The sequence below is a fragment of the Pseudomonas sp. CCC4.1 genome, assembly GCF_035019225.1.
GTDB lineage: Bacteria > Pseudomonadota > Gammaproteobacteria > Pseudomonadales > Pseudomonadaceae > Aquipseudomonas > Aquipseudomonas bubulae.
The window spans coordinates 50,106-68,103 of sequence record NZ_JASJWL010000024.1 but is presented as its reverse complement, the minus strand read 5'-3'; the positions used below and the strand labels follow the sequence as shown (position 1 = coordinate 68,103).

Annotated in this window: 19 protein-coding genes; 10 read left to right on the top strand and 9 right to left on the bottom strand. The window is 56.6% G+C overall.

Features of this window, described 5'->3' with window-relative positions; translation table 11 throughout:
- Nucleotides 1-265: 265 nt before the first annotated feature.
- A complete protein-coding gene (gene tyrS, locus QN377_RS12120) occupies nt 266-1,465 on the bottom strand; it encodes a tyrosine--tRNA ligase (RefSeq protein WP_094999963.1) in 1,200 nt (399 codons plus the stop codon).
- 213 nt (nt 1,466-1,678) lie between these two features.
- On the opposite strand from tyrS, the gene QN377_RS12115 reads away from it, so the two are divergent.
- On the top strand, nt 1,679-3,088 hold the full coding sequence (locus QN377_RS12115; protein WP_094999962.1) for a peptidoglycan DD-metalloendopeptidase family protein: 1,410 nt from the start codon (nt 1,679-1,681) through the stop codon (nt 3,086-3,088).
- A gap of 3 nt (nt 3,089-3,091) precedes the next feature.
- The gene (locus QN377_RS12110; protein ID WP_095020427.1) at nt 3,092-4,183 is read left to right on the top strand and encodes an anhydro-N-acetylmuramic acid kinase; all 1,092 of its coding nucleotides are present in this window, start codon (nt 3,092-3,094) and stop codon (nt 4,181-4,183) included.
- Between the two features lie 73 nt (nt 4,184-4,256).
- Here QN377_RS12110 and erpA read toward each other — a convergent pair whose 3' ends face one another.
- Nucleotides 4,257-4,607: an iron-sulfur cluster insertion protein ErpA gene (erpA, locus tag QN377_RS12105; protein WP_016782396.1), complete on the bottom strand. Its 351-nt coding sequence runs from the start codon at nt 4,605-4,607 to the stop codon at nt 4,257-4,259.
- 148 nt (nt 4,608-4,755) lie between these two features.
- Nucleotides 4,756-5,790, bottom strand: coding sequence for an N-acetyl-gamma-glutamyl-phosphate reductase (gene argC / locus QN377_RS12100; RefSeq protein WP_094999960.1), 1,035 nt, complete (start codon nt 5,788-5,790; stop codon nt 4,756-4,758).
- Between the two features lie 133 nt (nt 5,791-5,923).
- Between argC and hemJ the strand changes: the two genes are divergently transcribed.
- From hemJ to coq7, 6 genes are all read left to right on the top strand, one after another.
- Nucleotides 5,924-6,349: a protoporphyrinogen oxidase HemJ gene (gene hemJ / locus QN377_RS12095; protein ID WP_088378834.1), complete on the top strand. Its 426-nt coding sequence runs from the start codon at nt 5,924-5,926 to the stop codon at nt 6,347-6,349.
- 30 nt (nt 6,350-6,379) lie between these two features.
- Nucleotides 6,380-7,339 (top strand): NAD(P)H-dependent flavin oxidoreductase, encoded by a 960-nt coding sequence (locus QN377_RS12090; RefSeq protein ID WP_094999958.1) that lies wholly within the window; start codon nt 6,380-6,382, stop codon nt 7,337-7,339.
- Nucleotides 7,340-7,401: 62 nt separating this feature from the next.
- Nucleotides 7,402-7,917 (top strand): DUF805 domain-containing protein, encoded by a 516-nt coding sequence (locus tag QN377_RS12085; RefSeq protein WP_094999957.1) that lies wholly within the window; start codon nt 7,402-7,404, stop codon nt 7,915-7,917.
- A gap of 76 nt (nt 7,918-7,993) precedes the next feature.
- A complete protein-coding gene (locus QN377_RS12080; RefSeq protein ID WP_095019508.1) occupies nt 7,994-8,782 on the top strand; it encodes an SDR family NAD(P)-dependent oxidoreductase in 789 nt (262 codons plus the stop codon).
- A gap of 66 nt (nt 8,783-8,848) precedes the next feature.
- Nucleotides 8,849-9,187: a histidine triad nucleotide-binding protein gene (locus QN377_RS12075; protein ID WP_094999955.1), complete on the top strand. Its 339-nt coding sequence runs from the start codon at nt 8,849-8,851 to the stop codon at nt 9,185-9,187.
- Between the two features lie 118 nt (nt 9,188-9,305).
- On the top strand, nt 9,306-9,953 hold the full coding sequence (coq7, locus tag QN377_RS12070; RefSeq protein ID WP_094999954.1) for a 2-polyprenyl-3-methyl-6-methoxy-1,4-benzoquinone monooxygenase: 648 nt from the start codon (nt 9,306-9,308) through the stop codon (nt 9,951-9,953).
- 165 nt (nt 9,954-10,118) lie between these two features.
- On the opposite strand, the gene speD is transcribed toward coq7, so the two are convergent.
- Complete coding sequence (gene speD, locus QN377_RS12065; protein ID WP_016782404.1) at nt 10,119-10,910, bottom strand: adenosylmethionine decarboxylase; 792 nt, start codon at nt 10,908-10,910, stop codon at nt 10,119-10,121.
- A 240-nt stretch (nt 10,911-11,150) separates the two neighbouring features.
- A complete protein-coding gene (locus QN377_RS12060; RefSeq protein ID WP_016782405.1) occupies nt 11,151-11,573 on the bottom strand; it encodes an OsmC family protein in 423 nt (140 codons plus the stop codon).
- A 222-nt stretch (nt 11,574-11,795) separates the two neighbouring features.
- Here QN377_RS12060 and crp point away from each other — a divergent pair, with 222 nt between their 5' ends.
- Nucleotides 11,796-12,440 carry a cAMP-activated global transcriptional regulator CRP gene (gene crp, locus QN377_RS12055; protein WP_094999953.1) on the top strand — a complete coding sequence of 215 codons (645 nt, stop codon included), beginning with the start codon at nt 11,796-11,798 and terminating at the stop codon, nt 12,438-12,440.
- On the opposite strand, the gene QN377_RS12050 is transcribed toward crp, so the two are convergent.
- From QN377_RS12050 to QN377_RS12035, 4 genes are read right to left on the bottom strand one after another with little or no spacing between them, the layout of a single operon-like run.
- Nucleotides 12,437-13,138, bottom strand: coding sequence for a lipoate--protein ligase family protein (locus tag QN377_RS12050; RefSeq protein WP_095019507.1), 702 nt, complete (start codon nt 13,136-13,138; stop codon nt 12,437-12,439). The genes crp and QN377_RS12050 overlap by 4 nt on opposite strands.
- Before the next feature lie 42 nt (nt 13,139-13,180).
- Nucleotides 13,181-14,017 carry an indole-3-glycerol phosphate synthase TrpC gene (trpC, locus tag QN377_RS12045; RefSeq protein ID WP_095019506.1) on the bottom strand — a complete coding sequence of 279 codons (837 nt, stop codon included), beginning with the start codon at nt 14,015-14,017 and terminating at the stop codon, nt 13,181-13,183.
- Nucleotides 14,014-15,063, bottom strand: a complete 1,050-nt coding sequence (gene trpD, locus QN377_RS12040; protein WP_094999950.1) for an anthranilate phosphoribosyltransferase — start codon at nt 15,061-15,063, stop codon at nt 14,014-14,016. Before trpD ends, trpC begins: the two co-directional genes overlap by 4 nt.
- Nucleotides 15,064-15,072: 9 nt before the next feature.
- Nucleotides 15,073-15,666 (bottom strand): aminodeoxychorismate/anthranilate synthase component II, encoded by a 594-nt coding sequence (locus QN377_RS12035; RefSeq protein WP_095019505.1) that lies wholly within the window; start codon nt 15,664-15,666, stop codon nt 15,073-15,075.
- Between the two features lie 398 nt (nt 15,667-16,064).
- Between QN377_RS12035 and estP the strand changes: the two genes are divergently transcribed.
- Nucleotides 16,065-17,996: an esterase EstP gene (estP, locus tag QN377_RS12030; protein ID WP_322213736.1), complete on the top strand. Its 1,932-nt coding sequence runs from the start codon at nt 16,065-16,067 to the stop codon at nt 17,994-17,996.
- The last annotated feature ends 2 nt before the right edge of the window (nt 17,997-17,998 follow it).

Sequence of the window (17,998 nt, the reverse complement as noted above, 5' to 3'; positions counted from 1 at the left end):
CAAAGTTTCCTCTGTAACATCAACCACTTGCGCTTTCGATCTCTCGTTAGCGGGAGGCGAATTCTACAGCGTTACACGCTGCTGTCAACACCTCATTTCCTGCTTCGATGACTTGAAGCTGACACCGCCGAAAACCGTCCAACTCATTGAAACTCAAGGAGTTTTCCGTTTCGACTGCGCCGGAAGTGGGGCGAATTATAGACAGTTACAATTCCGAGTCAAGGGTTAATTGAACAAACCTATCAATTAACCCTAAACCCCAGCATTACTCGGCTTTCAGGGTGATTCGCGCGAAAGCCTTCTTACCTGCCTGACACACATGGGTGGAACCCAATGCATATATATAGGTGCGATCAACCACTTCACCATCTATACGCACACCACCCGACCCCAGCAGGTCGCGCGCCACTGCAGAGTTCTTCACCAGGCCCGCTTTATTAAGGACAGCAGCAATAGGCATATCCTCAGTAGCAGTCAGTTCAACCTCCGGCAGATCATCAGGCAGCTCGCCATCCTTCATCCGGTTACCGGCGCCACGATGCGCATTGGCAGCAGCCTCCTCACCGTGGAAGCGGGCAACAATCTCTTCAGCCAGCTTGATCTTGATGTCTCGAGGATTGGCACCGGCTTCGACTTCAGCCTTGAATGCATTGATTTCGTCCATGGAACGAAAGCTCAGCAATTCAAAGTAACGCCACATCAGAGCATCAGGAATGGAAACCAGCTTGCTGTACATCACGCCTGGCGCTTCCTGGATACCGACATAGTTACCCAGGGACTTGGACATCTTCTTGACGCCATCCAGACCTTCGAGCAAAGGCATGGTCACAATACACTGAGCTTCCTGACCGTAGCCGCGCTGCAACTCACGACCCATCAGCAAGTTGAACTTCTGATCAGTACCGCCCAACTCAACGTCTGCCTTGAGCGCAACCGAGTCATAACCCTGCACAAGCGGATAAAGGAACTCGTGAATCGCGATAGGCTGATTGGTGGTGTAGCGCTTGTCGAAGTCATCGCGCTCAAGCATGCGAGCAACGGTGTATTGAGAGGTAAGCCGAATGAAGTCGGCAGGCCCCATTTGATCCATCCAGGTGGAGTTGAATGCCACCTCGGTTTTTGCCGGATCAAGGATCTTGAACACCTGAGTCTTGTAGGTCTCGGCGTTCTCGAGCACCTGCTCACGCGTCAGCGGTGGACGGGTTGCGCTTTTGCCACTTGGATCACCGATCATCCCGGTGAAATCACCAATCAGGAAGATCACCTGATGACCCAGTTCCTGGAACTGGCGCAGCTTATTAATAAGCACGGTATGACCCAAGTGCAGATCGGGCGCCGTAGGGTCGAAGCCGGCCTTGATTCGCAACGGCTGACCGCGCTTGAGTTTCTCGACCAATTCAGACTCGACCAGTACCTCTTCGGCACCCCGCTTGATTAGCGCTAGCTGCTCTTCTACCGACTTCATATCAGACCCGTAAGGCTCAAATTCAAAGGGAACCAACGATACAAGATCAGGGACTAATTACAAGTTCCGGCAGGCATACGGCCGACTATCCGCGCGCGAATGGTTCGCAGACTTGCTTCAAGGGCGATTTGGTTATATTTTATACAGTTATTTCATATTCATTGTGTCAGTCATCTTTTCCAATTCATCCTTATCTCAAAGTCAAAATCATCTATGACCAGTCAACCGCCTAAAGCGCCACCGCTTTATCCGAAGACCCACCTGCTTGCCGCAAGTGGTATCGCCGCCCTCTTAAGTCTGGCCTTGCTGGTATTTCCCTCCAGCGAAGTAGAAGCCAAAAGAACGACCCTGAATCTGGAGCTGGAAAGCCCGGCAGAACAACTGACACAAGATCAAGACGCTGCAGATCTCGTTCAAGCCACAAATGAAGCGAATCCATCGCCATTTGCCCAGATTGAACAGCAGGACAGCGCCCCGGTAGCGACCGCCAAAGTCGAGCCAGAAGTTGCCCCTGCCCCAAGCCACCGCGAAGTGATCGTCAGCAAGGGCGATACGCTTTCAACCCTGTTCCAGAAGGTCGGCCTGCCTGCGACCTCCGTGCATGAAGTACTGGCAAGCGACAAGCAAGCCAAGCAGTTCAGCCAGCTCAAGCACGGCCAGAAACTAGAATTTGAAATGAGCCCCGACGGTCAGCAGCTGAACAAGCTGCACAGCCAGGTCAGCGACCTGGAGACCATCACCCTCAACAAAACCGCCAAAGGCTATACCTTTCGCCGCGTGACCACCCAGCCGACCATGCGTTCGGCGTATGCACACGGCGTGATCAGCAGCTCCCTGTCTGTTTCGGGTCAGCGCGCAGGCTTGCCACACAGCACCACGATGGATATGGCCAAAGTATTCGGTTACGACATCGACTTCGCCCAGGACATTCGCCCTGGCGACCAGTTTGAAGTGATCTATGAGCAGAAAGTGATCAACGGCAAAACCGTTGGCACCGGCAATATCCTCTCTGCACGCTTTACCAACCGCGGCAAAACCTTCACCGCAGTGCGCTATACCAATAAACAGGGGATCAGCAATTACTACACCGCTGATGGCAGCAGCATGCGCAAGGCATTCATCCGCACACCGGTGGACTTTGCCCGTATCAGCTCGCGCTTTTCCTCAGGCCGCAAGCACCCGATCCTGAACAAGATCCGCGCCCACAAAGGTGTGGATTACGCAGCGCCACGCGGTACTCCAATCAAGGCTACCGGTGACGGCAAAGTGCTTCTGGCCGGCCGTCGGGGAGGCTATGGCAACACCGTGATCATTCAGCACGGCAACACCTACCGTACCCTTTACGGGCACATGCAAGGCTTCGCCAAGGGCGTGAAAACCGGCGGTTCGGTCAAGCAGGGCCAGGTGATTGGCTATATCGGTACTACCGGCCTTTCGACCGGCCCGCACTTGCACTACGAATTCCAGGTTAACGGCGTACACGTTGACCCGCTGGGCCAGAAACTGCCGATGGCCGACCCGATCGCCAAGGCCGAACGCACCCGCTTCCTGCAGCAGAGCCAGCCGTTGATGGCGCGCATGAACCAGGAAAAGGCCACTCTTCTGGCCTCGAGCAAGCGCTAAGCCATGGCCCTCTATATAGGCGTGATGTCCGGAACCAGCCTGGACGGTATGGACATTGCCCTTATAGAGCTGGAGGCAGGCATCAAGTTGCTCGCCACCCATTACACCCCCATGCCGAAGGCCTTGCGCAGCGAGTTGCTTGGCTTGTGCGCCAGCGGCACAGATGAAGTGGCCCGCTGTGCAATTGCCGAAAACCACTGGGTCGAGCTGGCGGCTCAGGGCGTCAACACCCTTCTCGCACAGCAACAACTCTCCCCTGCTGATATCCGCGCAATCGGCAGTCATGGTCAGACCATTCGCCACGAGCCCGCCCGGGGCTTTACCGTGCAGATCGGCAATCCGGCACTGCTGGCCGAACTGACTGACATCTGCGTCGTCGGTGATTTCCGTCGTCGCGATGTGGCTGCCGGGGGCCAGGGCGCGCCCTTGGTTCCTGCGTTCCACGAGGCCTTGTTCACAGGTGAAGGCGGCAACCGCGCGGTACTGAACGTAGGCGGCTTCAGTAATCTGAGCCTGATAACCCCCGCCCTTCCCGTTGCAGGATTCGACTGCGGCCCCGGAAACGTCTTGCTGGATGCCTGGATACAGGAAAAACGTGGCGAACTCTATGACCGCAACGGCGACTGGGCAGCCAGCGGCAAGGTTGAACCGCTGCTGCTCAACGCCCTGCTCAGCGACCCGTTCTTCCAGACCCAGGGCCCAAAAAGCACAGGCCGTGAGGTATTCAACCTCGCATGGCTGAAGCAGCACCTGTTCAATCTGCCGACCTTTCCTGCCGAAGACGTTCAAGCAACCTTGCTGGAACTCACCGCACAGACCATCGTGCAGTCGCTGCAAACAGCCCAGCCACACACGGACGAGCTGCTGGTATGCGGTGGTGGCGCCCATAACGCAGCCTTGATGGCCCGCCTTGGCGATTTGCTTGCACCCGCTCGAGTGAGCAGCACCCAGGCCAAGGGGGTTGACCCTGACTGGGTTGAAGCCATGGCCTTTGCCTGGCTTGCCCACTGCTGCCTGGAAGGCATCCCCACCAACCGCCCCAGCGTTACCGGCGCACGCGGCCTTCGCGTGCTGGGCGCCATCTACCCCGCCTGACTCCTCCGCCAAACGCCAGACAGCAAAACGCCGCGAATCGACGCGGCGTTGAGTTTAAAGCCTGTTAATGCAATCAGATCGAGAACGACGAGCCGCAACCACAGGTGGTGGTGGCATTCGGGTTCTTGATTACAAAGCGCGAGCCTTCCAGACCTTCCTGATAATCCACCTCGGCACCCGCCAGGTACTGGAAGCTCATGGGATCGACCACCAGGCTAACGCCTTCGCGCTCAACCAGGGTGTCGTCATCGGCCACTTCTTCATCGAAGGTGAAGCCATACTGAAAACCGGAACAACCGCCGCCCGTAACGAATACGCGCAACTTCAAACGATCATTACCCTCTTCATCGACCAGGCTCTTCACCTTGTGCGCAGCACCTTCGGTGAATTGCAAAGCCATGGGGGTGAAGGATTCGACGCTCATGCTGACTATCTCCCGGCGTTATGCCGCCATAATGCGTGATGACGCGCATTATCCGCTTCTCCTAGAAAAGCGGTCAACTATTCATAAGTAGCAACGGCAAGCGAAGCACTGCCCGCTTGCCGTTTGAAGCCGCAAATCTACGCTGCAATCAAGGCAACATCCCAGCATGGGACAAGCCCATACGCTCATCCAGACCGAACATGATGTTCATGTTCTGCACGGCCTGGCCAGACGCGCCCTTGACCAGGTTGTCGATCACCGACAACACCACCACCAGGTCGCCATCCTGCGGACGATGCACCGCAATACGGCATACGTTGGCACCGCGAACGCTACGGGTTTCAGGGTGGCTGCCAGCCGGCATCACATCGACGAAAGGTTCGTTGGCATAGCGCTTCTCGTACAAGGCCTGCAGATCAACGGAGCGATCAACCACGGTTGCGTAGAGCGTGGAGTGGATACCACGGATCATCGGCGTCAAATGCGGAACGAAGGTCAGCCCCACATCCTTGCCCGCTGCGCGGCGCAGACCCTGACGAATTTCTGGCAAATGACGATGACCTTTAACGGCATACGCCTTCATGCTTTCTGACGTTTCGGCATACAGCGCGCCCACACTGGCACCCCGACCGGCACCGCTCACACCTGACTTGCAGTCAGCAATCAACTGCGACGTCTCTGCAAGACCGGCCTCCAATAGCGGCAGGAAACCCAACTGCGCCGAGGTCGGATAGCAACCTGGCACAGCGATCAAGCGGGCCTTTTTGATTTGCTCGCGGTTCACTTCCGGCAGGCCGTATACGGCTTCGTCCAGTAATTCTGGCGCACCGTGGGGCTGACCGTACCACTTGGCCCACTCTTCGGCATCCTGCAGACGGAAGTCAGCAGAGAGGTCGATAACTTTGGTGCCTGCGGCCAGCAGTTCACCCGCCAGGGCATGGGCTACGCCGTGAGGTGTAGCGAAGAACACCACATCGCAGGCGCCCAGGGTTTGCGTGTCCGGCACGCTGAAGGCCAGGCCGTCATAGTGGCCACGCAGGTTGGGATACATATCGGCAACCGGCAGGCCCGCCTCGGATCGAGAAGTGATGACTACCACTTCTGCCTGCGGATGCTGTGCCAGCAAACGCAGCAATTCGACCCCGGTGTAACCCGTGCCGCCGACAATACCGACCTTGACCATAACCTGCCCTCAACGAAACCACTGGAAAGCCTTTGATAATAGGGTCAGCGCGCCCCTGCGACAACCGCCAAGGTGACTCACAGACGCTCTACTACTACTATTTGATCTACCGTGAACCTGGGAATAACTAAAAATGCTTTATCTATGGCTAAAAGCCTTCCACATCATCAGCATTGTCTGCTGGTTTGCAGGCCTTTTTTACTTGCCCCGCCTCTTTGTTTACCACGCACAAAGCGAAGATTCCGTCAGCAAAGAACGCTTCAGCATCATGGAACGCAAGCTGTATCGCGGCATCATGGGGCCTGCAATGATTGCGACCCTGATCTTCGGCGGCTGGCTATTGTGGCTAAGCCCAGGCTTTCTCAGCCAAGGCTGGATGCACGCCAAGTTGACACTGGTGTTTCTGCTGATTGGTTATCACCATATGTGCGGCGCACAGGTAAAGCGTTTTGCCCGTGGTGAAAACAAACGCACTCACGTGTTCTACCGTTGGTTCAACGAAGTGCCGGTGGTGTTCTTGCTGGCTATCGTAATTCTGGTGGTGGTCAAACCGTTTTAAACTCACATCCTGACTAGCCGAGGTTATCCAATGTCGCTGCCCGCCCTGCTTGAACAACGCTTGCGCCTGCCGGTAGTTGCTGCGCCCATGTTTCTGATTTCCAACCCGCAACTGGTGCTGGCCTGCTGTCGCAACGGGGTAGTGGGCAGCTTCCCTGCACTCAACCAGCGTGAAAGCAGCGGGTTCAAGGCCTGGCTGGAAGAGATCGAAGCCGGGCTCGCCACATTGGATAACCCTGCGCCCTACGCCGTGAACCTGATCGTGCACAACAGCAACCCACGGCTACAGGCGGACCTGGCGATCTGCATCGAGCACAAGGTACCCATCGTCATTACCAGCCTGGGCGCAGTCAAAGAGGTGGTGGATGCCGTCCACAGTTATGGCGGGCTGGTGTTCCACGATGTCACCACCCGTCGTCATGCCGAAAAAGCCGCAGAAGCCGGGGTCGACGGGCTGATTGCCGTCGCCGCCGGAGCCGGTGGCCATGCGGGCACCTGGAGCCCGTTTGCATTGCTGGCCGAAATTCGCCAGTTCTTCGACAAAACCGTATTGCTCTCGGGTTGCCTGAACCACGGCCACGAGATCCTGGCCGCGCAGATTATGGGCGCAGACCTTGCCTACCTCGGCACGCGCTTTATCGCTACACAAGAGAGCCAAGCGCCTGATGCCTACAAAGAGATGCTGCTGGCATCCCGCGCTGCCGATATCATCCACACCCCGGCAGTGTCAGGGGTACCCGCCAGCTTTATGCGCCAAAGCCTTGAAAATGCAGGTTTCGACCTTGCGGCACTCCAGGGCAAAAGCGAAGCCAGGCTCAAACCGCTGACCGATGAAGCCAAAGCATGGAAAACGGTCTGGTCTGCGGGCCAAGGCGTAGGAGAAATCCACGATCTACCCACCACCGATCAATTGATTGCACGCCTCGATGAGGAATACCGCAAGGCGCATAACCTCACTTCGACGCTGGCCCGACATTGGCCGCATCACTGACAGCACCAAGCCCGCCAATCCCGGCGGGCTTTTGTTAAACACATCCGGACAAGGAAGCCACCATGCCCGAGCTGAGCCTGGACAAAACCCCTCAAGAACACTACGCACCGCTTGACCCTTTGGGATTCAGCGGCCGGATCGGGCGTTTACGGCTACTGGCCTGGAGCATGATCATCAGCATCATCGCCATGATCACGTCACTGCTGGTGCTGCTTGCCGTCAAGGTTTCCCCCACGCTTGGCATTACCTGTGGTGCAACGCTCACATTGGCCTACTTCATCATCAGCCTGAGAATCAGCGCCCAGCGTTTACACGACATAAACTGGTCTGCCTGGATGCTGTTGCTGCATCTGGTGCCAGTGGCCAATCTGGTTCTGTCCCTCATGATGCTGCTGATGCCCGGCACGCCCGGCCCAAATAAATATGGCCCGCCGCCACCGCCCAACAGCCGGGCCGTCAACGTGCTGGCGGCAATCACGATCTTTTTGATTGGATTGGGCATTTGCGCAATGGTTGCCGTGCTGGCTTTGGGCCTGATGACTGCGGTGATCAACGCAGTGAACAGCAACAGCCTGTAGACTGCGTGCCTTAATGAACGCGTTAACGCCAGGGACATCATTGTCACCGGACTGTACCGTTGCAATGGAGAACAGCATGACCCGTTACGCTTTAATCACTGGCGCCACCAGCGGCATTGGCCTGGCCCTGGCTGAAGCCCTTGCCCGACGTGGGCGCAGCCTGATTTTGGTGGCCCGCCAACGGGATGCGCTGGAAACCATTGCCCTTGAGCTGACCCAGCGTTTCGGTATCGAGGTGTTGTTCCGCGCCTGTGATCTTGGCGAGCCCCTGCGCCTGTCCGGTTTTTTGCTCGAACTCGAAGAAGGCGATCGTCAGATCGACCTGCTGGTCAACTGCGCGGGCATAGGCACCTGCGGGCCGTTCCTGGCCCACGACTGGAGTGCCGAACAAGATCTGATCGAGCTCAATGTGCTGGCGCTCACCCGCTTGTGCCACGCCGTCGGCAATATGATGGCCGTCCAGGGCGGCGGGCAAATTCTCAATGTAGCTTCGATCGCCGCCTTCCAGCCCGGGCCCTGGCTCAGCACCTACTTTGCGAGCAAGGCCTATGTGCTGCATTTTTCCGAAGGTTTGCGCGAGGAAGTGAAAAAAACCGGCATCAAGGTTTCAGTCCTTTGCCCCGGCATCACCCGCACCCGTTTTTTTGATGCGGCCAACATGAATACCGACGCCATCAAGCAAAGTACCAGCGCCATGACCCCAGAAGAAGTTGCGCTCTACACTGTGCGCGCACTCGACAAAAACAGGGCGATCATCATTCCCGGGCGGCGCAATCGCTGGATAACTCGCTTGCCACGCCTGCTCTCACGCTGGATGACGCGAAAAATAGCCGCCTCAGTCAACAAATCCTACTGCCCTCGTTAACGAGGCTGGGCGTAACTGACTGCCCTGAGTACACTCAGACCGGACTTCACTCACGGAGACACAGCTTTGGATACTCTGTTCACCAAGATCATCAACCGCGAAATACCCGCCAAGATCATCTATGAAGACGATCAAGTGTTGGCTTTTCACGATATCGCCCCACAAGCACCGGTCCACTTTCTGGTTATCCCGAAAAAACCGATCCGCACGCTCAACGACCTGACCGAAGAAGACAAGCCGCTGGCAGGCCATATCCTGTTCACGGCACAGCGTCTGGCCAAAGAGCTGGGCTGCGAAGACGGCTTTCGCGTGGTGATGAACTGCAATGAAAAGGGCGGTCAGACCGTCTACCACATTCATATGCATGTTCTGGGTCAGCGCCAGATGAACTGGCCGCCGGGTTGATTGATCAATAACTAAGACGCGTGAGCCCGATGGCTCTCGCGTTCACCCGTGATCCAACGCAAACCCCGGCTGCGGGATTGGGGTAAACTGACCGCCGTGATTTTTTCCGGAGGTAAGCATGACTACCCAACGTCACTACTCGCCGATTGACCGTCTTCTGTTACAAGCCGATACCGCCTTGCGAACACTGCTGCCGTTCAGCGGTCAGCCGCATCGGCCGTCGCCTGCCATCGTCAAACCTGAACACCCTTTAGACCCACAGGCCAAGCGTCATGTTGCCGGTCTGATGCGTATCAACCATACCGGCGAAGTCTGTGCTCAAGCCTTGTATCAAGGCCAGGCGCTGACAGCCAAGCTTCCCCATGTGCGTGAGGCGATGGAACATGCCGCGGAAGAAGAAATCGATCATCTGGCCTGGTGTGAACAACGCATCCGTCAACTGGATAGCCACCCCAGCGTGCTGAACCCGTTATTTTACGGCATGTCCTTTGGGATAGGCGCCGCTGCCGGCTTGATTAGTGACAAGGTCAGCCTGGGGTTCGTGGCAGCGACTGAAGATCAGGTGTGCAAGCATCTGAACGAGCATCTTGAGCAACTGCCGCCTGAGGATGAAAAGTCCCGGGCAATTCTTGAGCAAATGCGTATCGACGAAGAACAGCACGCAGAGTCCGCGCTCAATGCCGGCGGTTTTCGCTTCCCTGCCCCAGTGAAGTTCGGCATGAGCCTGATGGCCAAGGTCATGACCAAAAGCACCTACCGGATCTGACAGCACAGTCTTTGTGCAAGCAGGCCAGTTTGCGATTCACGCGCCGCGGCCTTTCTGTCTAACCGTGGTCAGGCCATCGCGAGCAAGCCCGCTCCCACAGGGGTTCTGCGAAGCACAAAAAAAGGCGGCTACCGTGAGGTAGCCGCCTTTTTATGTGCCGAGAATTTACGCCATGTTGCGCGCGTAGAAAATCTCGAGCATTTCGTGTTTCACCCGTTCAGTGACCTGGGCGCGCTGTTCAACCGACAGATTGCTGGTGGCATCGCCGAACAGGTAGTTATCCAGTTCGAACTCCTTGAGCAGCATCTTGGTGTGGAACAGGTTTTCCTGGTACACATTTACGTCGGTCATCTGGTAACCGTCGCGGGTGTCTTCGGAGAGGTAGTTCTGGATCGAATTGATCTCGTGATCGATAAAGTGCTTTTTGCCTTCCACGTCACGGGTGAAACCCCGTACACGGTAATCGACAGTCACGATATCCGAATCAAACTGATGGATCAGATAGTTGAGAGCTTTAAGCGGTGAAATAACGCCGCACGTCGACACGTCAATATCCACACGGAATGTTGCAATCCCATCAACCGGATGAATTTCCGGGTAGGTATGCACCGTGATATGGCTTTTGTCGAGGTGAGCCAGGATGGTCTCGGGCAGCGGGCCTGGGGACTCTTCGATCTGGCTTTCGGTAGGTATTACCGGCTGCTCGGAGATCAGAATAGTCACGCTGGCGCCTTGGGGGTCGTAATCCTGACGGGCAATGTTCAGGATGTTGGCACCAATGATATCAACCACATCTGTAAGGATCTGCGTCAGGCGCTCTGCGTCGTACTCTTGATTGATGTACTCAACATATGCCTGCTGGTCTTGCGGGGTTTCCGCATAACAGATGTCATAGATGTTGAAGCTCAAGGTCTTTGTCAGGTTATTGAACCCGTGGAGCTTGAGTTTGCTTTTCACCGTTATAAAACTCTCTATGTCGATGCGGCTCGGCCGCGTGATCCAGCATGCCCGTCAAGTGCGTGGGACGCACCTGCGTAGGACGGTTAACACCTCTTCGCGATGGCGATTTTGGTTATCTGTTCGGACATGCGGCCGGGAATCAACCCCGCCACTACCCTGAAAAAAGTGGCGCATTATGCAGACGTCAGCGACTGATCGCCAGAGTCTGCATCGCTTTTATGAAAATTGAATGTCCGCTCAGGCCAGTTCAATAATTTCATAGTCATGGCTGATGGCAACACCCGCAGCGCCGAGCATGATCGAAGCCGAACAATACTTCTCGGCCGACAGCTCGATGGCGCGCTTGACCTGGGCTTCTTTCAAACCACGACCCTTGACCACAAAGTGCAGGTGTATTTTGGTGAACACCTTTGGATCTTCGGTGGCGCGCTCAGCCTCCAGAAACGCTTCACAGCTCTCAACCGCCTGACGCGACTTCTTGAGAATGCTGACCACGTCAAAGTTGCTGCAGCCGCCGAGGCCCAACAGCAGCATTTCCATCGGACGCACGCCCAGGTTGCGACCGCCACTCTCAGGCGGGCCATCCATTACAACAACGTGGCCACTACCGGATTCGCCCAAAAACATGGCTTCGCCAGCCCATTGAATGCGTGCCTTCATCGCCCAGACTCCACTGTTTTAAAAGGGGCGCCAGCTTAGCACAGGGCCAGAAACTCATAACTCGCCGCACTGAAGCGTTTCTCCGATAAGCCACTCTGAAAATTCTACTAACCACACAGAACCTGTCTGGTAAGCTGGCGCCAAATAGCCGGCGCCAGCCAGCTAGCACTCTATATAAAAATAGATCTGACCCTTACTGTGCCAGCTTTCCGGGAAACAACCATGGTTGCTCTTACTCCCATACCCAAGATCAAAAACCTCGACAAGTTTTTGACTTTTTGCCAGCGCAAACGCTACCCCGCCAAGAGCAATATCATCTGCGCTGGCGAATCTTCACACACCCTGTTTTTCATCATCAAAGGCTCGGTAACGGTTTTGATTGAAGACGAGGAAGGTCGTGAAATGATCATTGCCTACCTCAATAGCGGCGACTTTATCGGCGAGCTGGGTCTGTTTGAACAGGCAGGCCAGGAGCAGACGCGCAGTGCATGGGTTCGAGCCAAGACCGAGTGCGAAGTTGCTGAAATCAGCTACCCAAAATTCCGAGAGTACACCCAGCAAGAACCAGAAATTCTTTACGCGATGAGTGGCCAAATCGCACAGCGCCTGCGCAACACCACACGCAAGGTCGGTGATCTTGCGTTCTTTGATGTCACCGGAAGAGTGGCTCGCTGCCTGCTGGAACTGTGCAAGCAACCGGACGCCATGACCCATCCCGATGGCATGCAAATCAAGATCACTCGGCAGGAAATCGGCAGGATTGTCGGCTGTTCGCGAGAGATGGTAGGACGCGTACTCAAAAGCCTGGAAGAACAGAACCTGGTAAGCGTCAAAGGCAAGACCATGGTGGTGTTCGGTACGCGCTAAACCTTGAGCAAGGGCGCCAGGAGCTGTTGATAACTGGCACTCAGGCGCTCAAAGAAATCCGGAGCGGCAAAGGCCTCGTGCAGCGCAATATGGCTGTCGGCCATGCAATGTTGCTCCAGATCGCATAACCGATTGAATCGATTGACTGCAGCCACCATCGACTCACGTTCGTTATCCACCAGCAAGGCACCGTGCACAAGACCGACAGGGCGCTGCCCGCCTTTGCTCTGGCGCCAGCGCTGGGCGGTGCCTACCAGTTTTCGGGCATTGAGATTGACGTTGAAGCGACCATCACAAAACGCGCCTTCAACCTCCCCCAAAGACGCCTCCCCACCCAATTGCGTCAACAAATCACAGATGGGCTCGCACAAACGGCGATAAGCCGTTTCGATACGCCCATGATCGCCTTCACTGGGTAAAGGTGCGTAAACCAGGGCAATATTGACGGTCGATGCCGATTGCGGAACGGGTTCGCCACCGGTTTCACGCAGCAGGATTGGCCAGCCACTGGCAGCCAGTTCGACACTGGCCTGCTCAAAACCGGGCAGGCGACTCAAGCGCCGTGGCATGACCAGCGCCCGGTCGGTGGGCTGCCAGAACAGCACACCCGCCTCGCACTCACCGGCACACACAGATGCCAATAAATCCTGTTCGGCCTTGAGGCCGGCTTCGACGGTGAGTTGCTGAATGGGTGTCATGGGATTCCTTATCAGACACTGAGCCCTTGTGGGAGGATTGGGTCAATCCAGCGTCGAGCCCGTCACTGCAGTAGCACGCTCAGGGAAGAACAAGCGCTGCAGTTCATTGCCCGGGTTTTCGGCACGCATAAAGGCTTCGCCCACCAGGAACGAATACACTTCGCTGATTTCCATCAACTCCACATCCGCCCGGTTGAGAATGCCGCTTTCGGTAATCACCAAACGGTCACGGGGAACGCGCGGCAACAGGTCCAGCGTGGTTTCCAGGCTGACTTCAAAGGTGTGCAGGTTGCGGTTGTTGATACCCACCAGCGGTGTGTCGAGGGTTTTAAGCGCACGTTCAAGCTCATCGCCATCATGCACTTCAACCAGCACATCCAGCCCGACGCTTTTGGCAACAGCCGCCAGCTCGGCCATTTTTACGTCGTCCAGGGCAGAGACGATCAACAGCACACAGTCGGCGCCCAACGCCCGGGCTTCGACGACCTGGTAAGGGTCGATCATGAAGTCCTTGCGGATAACCGGCAAAGTACTCGCGGCACGTGCCTGCTGCAGGTACGCATCGGCACCCTGGAAGTAGTCGATATCGGTCAGCACTGACAGGCAGGTAGCGCCACCTGCCTGATAGCTTTTAGCAATCTCGGCAGGCACGAAGTGCTCGCGAATCACACCCTTGCTCGGCGATGCCTTTTTGATTTCAGCAATCACCGCGGGCTGTTTTTTCCTGGCCTGCGCCAGCAAGGCACTGGCAAAACCACGAACAGGATCAGCCTGAGCGGCCAAACGCTCAAGTTCAGCCAGGCTTACCCGCGCACTGCGCTCGGCAACCTCCTGAACTTTACGCGCCAGAATATTTTCCAGAACGGTTGGCACACTCATGCTTCATTCTCCTGCTTGAAAATCGCGGTAAAGGCGCCGAGCTCTTCGAGCTTTTCCCGGGCCAGCCCGGTATGCAGCGCGTCGTGGGCCAATTCCACACCTTCTTTGAGTGTGTAGGCAAGGTCCGCGGCGTACAGAGCAGCACCTGCATTGAGTACAATCATTTCAGCCGCTTTCTGGCCTGCTTCGGTTTTGCGCCGCCCCAAGGCATCACGGATCAGCTCCAGCGATTGCTCCGGGCTGTCGACCACCAGGCCAAACAGGCTTTGGCTCTTGATGCCAAGGTCTTCAGGCTGAACCCAATACTCCTTGATTTCACCTTTATGCAATTCCGCTACAAAGGTCGGTGCTGCCAGGCTGAACTCATCCAGGCCATCCTGCGAGTGCACCACCAGCACGTGCTTGCTGCCCAGACGTTGCAACACTTCAGCCAGGGGCCGGCACAGCGCCTGGTTGAACACGCCGACCACTTGATGCAATACACCAGCCGGATTCGTAAGCGGGCCAAGCATATTGAACAGGGTACGCAGGCCAAGATCGCGACGAGGGATGGCCGCATGCTTCATGGCGCCATGATGGCATTGTGCGAACATAAAACCGATGCCCACGCTGTCAATGCAGCGGGCAACTTGAACCGGGGTCAGGTTCAGGTACACACCGGCCGCTTCCAGCAGGTCGGCACTGCCGCTTTTACCGGACACCGCGCGGTTGCCATGCTTGGCCACCGTGCAGCCAGCGGCCGAAATCACCAACGCCGAAGCGGTGGACACGTTGAAAATATTCGCGCCGTCGCCGCCGGTACCAACGATATCGACCACGCCGTCCAGGGTCTTGAGTTCAACCTTGTCTGCCAGCTCGCGCATCACGGTCACGGCACCGACGATTTCGTCGATGCTTTCGCTCTTCATGCGCATGCCCATCATGAACGCGCCAATCTGCGCCTCGGTGCATTGACCGGTCATGATGTCGCGCATCACATCACGCATTTCATCGGTGGTCAGGTCGAGGTGACCGACGATACGGTTCAGGGCTGTCTTGATATCCATTTGAAGTCCTTAGCGCGTGCCGCCGGTTTGTTTAAGAAAGTTGGCAAACAGTTCATGACCCTGTTCGGTCAGGATCGACTCAGGGTGAAACTGCACCCCTTCGATGTTCAGCGTCTTGTGGCGCAGGCCCATGATCTCGTCGACCGAGCCATCTTCAAGCTGGGTCCAGGCCGTCAGCTCCAGGCAATCCGGCAGGGTGTCGCGCTTGACCACCAACGAGTGGTAACGGGTCACGGTCAGCGGATTGTTCAGACCCTGGAACACTCCGGTATCGAGGTGATAAACCGGACTGGTCTTGCCGTGCATCACCTGGCGCGCGCGTACCACATCGCCGCCAAAGGCCTGGCCGATGGACTGATGGCCCAGGCACACGCCCAGGATCGGTAGTTTGCCCGCAAAGTGCTTGATGGCTTCAAGAGAGATGCCCGCCTCATTCGGCGTGCATGGCCCGGGCGAGACCACAATGCGCTCGGGCTTGAGCGCTTCGATCTGGGCCACGGTCAACTCATCGTTGCGCACCACCTTGACCTCGGCACCCAACTCGCCGAGGTACTGCACAACGTTGTAAGTAAAAGAGTCGTAATTATCGATCATCAGCAACATGTTGCTAAACCTCTGAATTCACTGACATTCAAAACTGTTTTCAGAATGCATTACCCGCAGTTTCGATTGCTGGATTGAACACACCAACCGAGGGGTAGCCATTCAGGAAAACGCAGGGGGCAGGTCCGGCGAGGCCGGCAGAGAAATATTAGGCGCGCCAACGCCAACGGCCATGGGCCTTGAGAACTCGCATAAAGAGTTTGCTGATGATCAACACAGGAAGGGTCTCATTTCTACGTCATGGCACAGTAACGTAGCCTTGCAACAGGTGCAACACGGGGCAGCACATACGGGGAAAAACACCTGCTAAGTACTTTGTGACTTTGTTTTTCATGAAACATTTAATACAGATTGTCTTGATAAGGTCTGTAACCCAAATAATAAAAACAGGTCGTCACATGCGCAGGTTTTCCCTACTTATCCCCCTGGCGGGATGTATCTTGTCCGTCGTCAGTGAACGAGCAGTTGCAGCACCCTCCCCGTACTCCACCATGATTGTGTTCGGCGACAGCCTGAGCGACTCGGGGCATTATCCAGGGGTAGGCAGTGGCATGCGTTTCACCAATCTCACCGGACCGACGTACAAGGAATATCGGGGTGAGGAATATGCTGGCGTTGCGCCCACTCGGCTGGGCATAAAACTGGGTATCGCACCCGCAGATCTGCGCCCGTCCACATCGCCGGGTAACTTTCTCACCGGGGAACCCGACGGCAACAACTGGGCGGTGGGCGGCTATCGCACAGACCAGATACTCAATTCCATCAAGACCGAGTCAAAGGTCGCCTTCCCGGATGACTGGGCCTTCGTAGGCGGCTACGTCCTGCGCAGCAAGCCTGGTTACCTTGTGCAGAACAGCTTCACAGCTGACCCCAAGGCGTTGTATTTCATTTCAGGTGGCGGCAATGACTTTCTCCAAGGCAAGGTCACCAACCCCGCCGAAGCAGGCCAAGCCGCACAAAGGCTGGCGGCAAGCGCCCACACCCTGCAACAGGCAGGGGCACGCTACATCATGGTCTGGCTGCTGCCCGATCTGGGCCTCACGCCAGCCGCTTACGGTACACCCACACAGGCTGGCACCAGCGCCCTGAGCGCTCTGTTCAATCATGAGCTAACCCAGCAACTGGCGCAGATTGACGCCGAGGTGATCCCCCTCAATATCCCGCTGCTGCTGCGTGAAGCCATCGCAGACCCCACCCGTTATGGCCTGGCACTGGGGCAGGACCTTGTCGCGACCTGTTTCAACGGCGAAGAGTGTACGGAAAACCCGCAGTACGGCCTCAACAGCGCAACCCCCAACCCGGCCAAACTGCTGTTCAACGACTCGGTACACCCCACCGAGACAGGACAACAGCTGATTGCCGACTATGCCTACTCATTGCTGGCCACCCCATGGGAGCTGACCTTGTTACCCGTCATGGCCCAAGGCTCGCTAAACGCCCATCAAGACCAACTGCGTCACCAATGGGCTGGCGATAACGGCCATTGGCAAGCCGTTGGCCAATGGAGACCCCTGCTCGCCGGTGGCGGGCAACGCCTGGAAATCGACAAGCAGGCCACGTCCGTGAGTGCCGATGGCAAAGGCTACAACCTGAACATCGGCACCAGCTACAGGCTGGATGAAACCTGGCGATTTGGCGTTGCAGGCGGGTTTTACCGGCAACGCCTGGAGACCGGAGCCAATGAATCGGACTACAAGCTCAACAGCTATATGGGCAGCGTGTTTGCCCAATACCAGCACAGTCACTGGTGGGGTGATGCCGCACTGACTTTGGGCAGGTTGGATTACGACAGCCTAAAGCGTAAATTCGCGCTTGGTGTGGGTGAAGGCATGGAGCAAGGCCAGGCCGACGGACATCTGCGGGCATTAAGTACACGCCTGGGGTATGAAATCGCACAGGCTGCAGACCTGTGGCAGCTGTCGCCTTTTATCAGCGCCGACTACTCGCGGGTGGAAGTTAACCGCTATGAAGAAAAGGGCCGACGTTCGACTGCATTGAACTACGAAGAGCAGACACTGGTTTCAAAGCGCCTGGGCGCGGGTTTGCTCGCCAGTTACCAGGCCACCCCACAGACTCTGCTGTTCGGCGAAGCCGCCCATGAGCATGAGTTCCAGAGCGATACCCAGCGCCTGAATACCGCGCTCAACAGCCTGCCCAACAATCGCTTCAAACTCGAAGGCTATACGCCGCCAAGCAACCTCGGGCGTATCAGCCTGGGGGCTAGCCACAGGCTGACCGCCGACCTCAGGCTGCAGGCGACTTATAACGTAAGGAAAAGTGATGGCGTGACGCAACAGGGCGCCAATATCGGGCTAAGTCTGAATTACTAAAG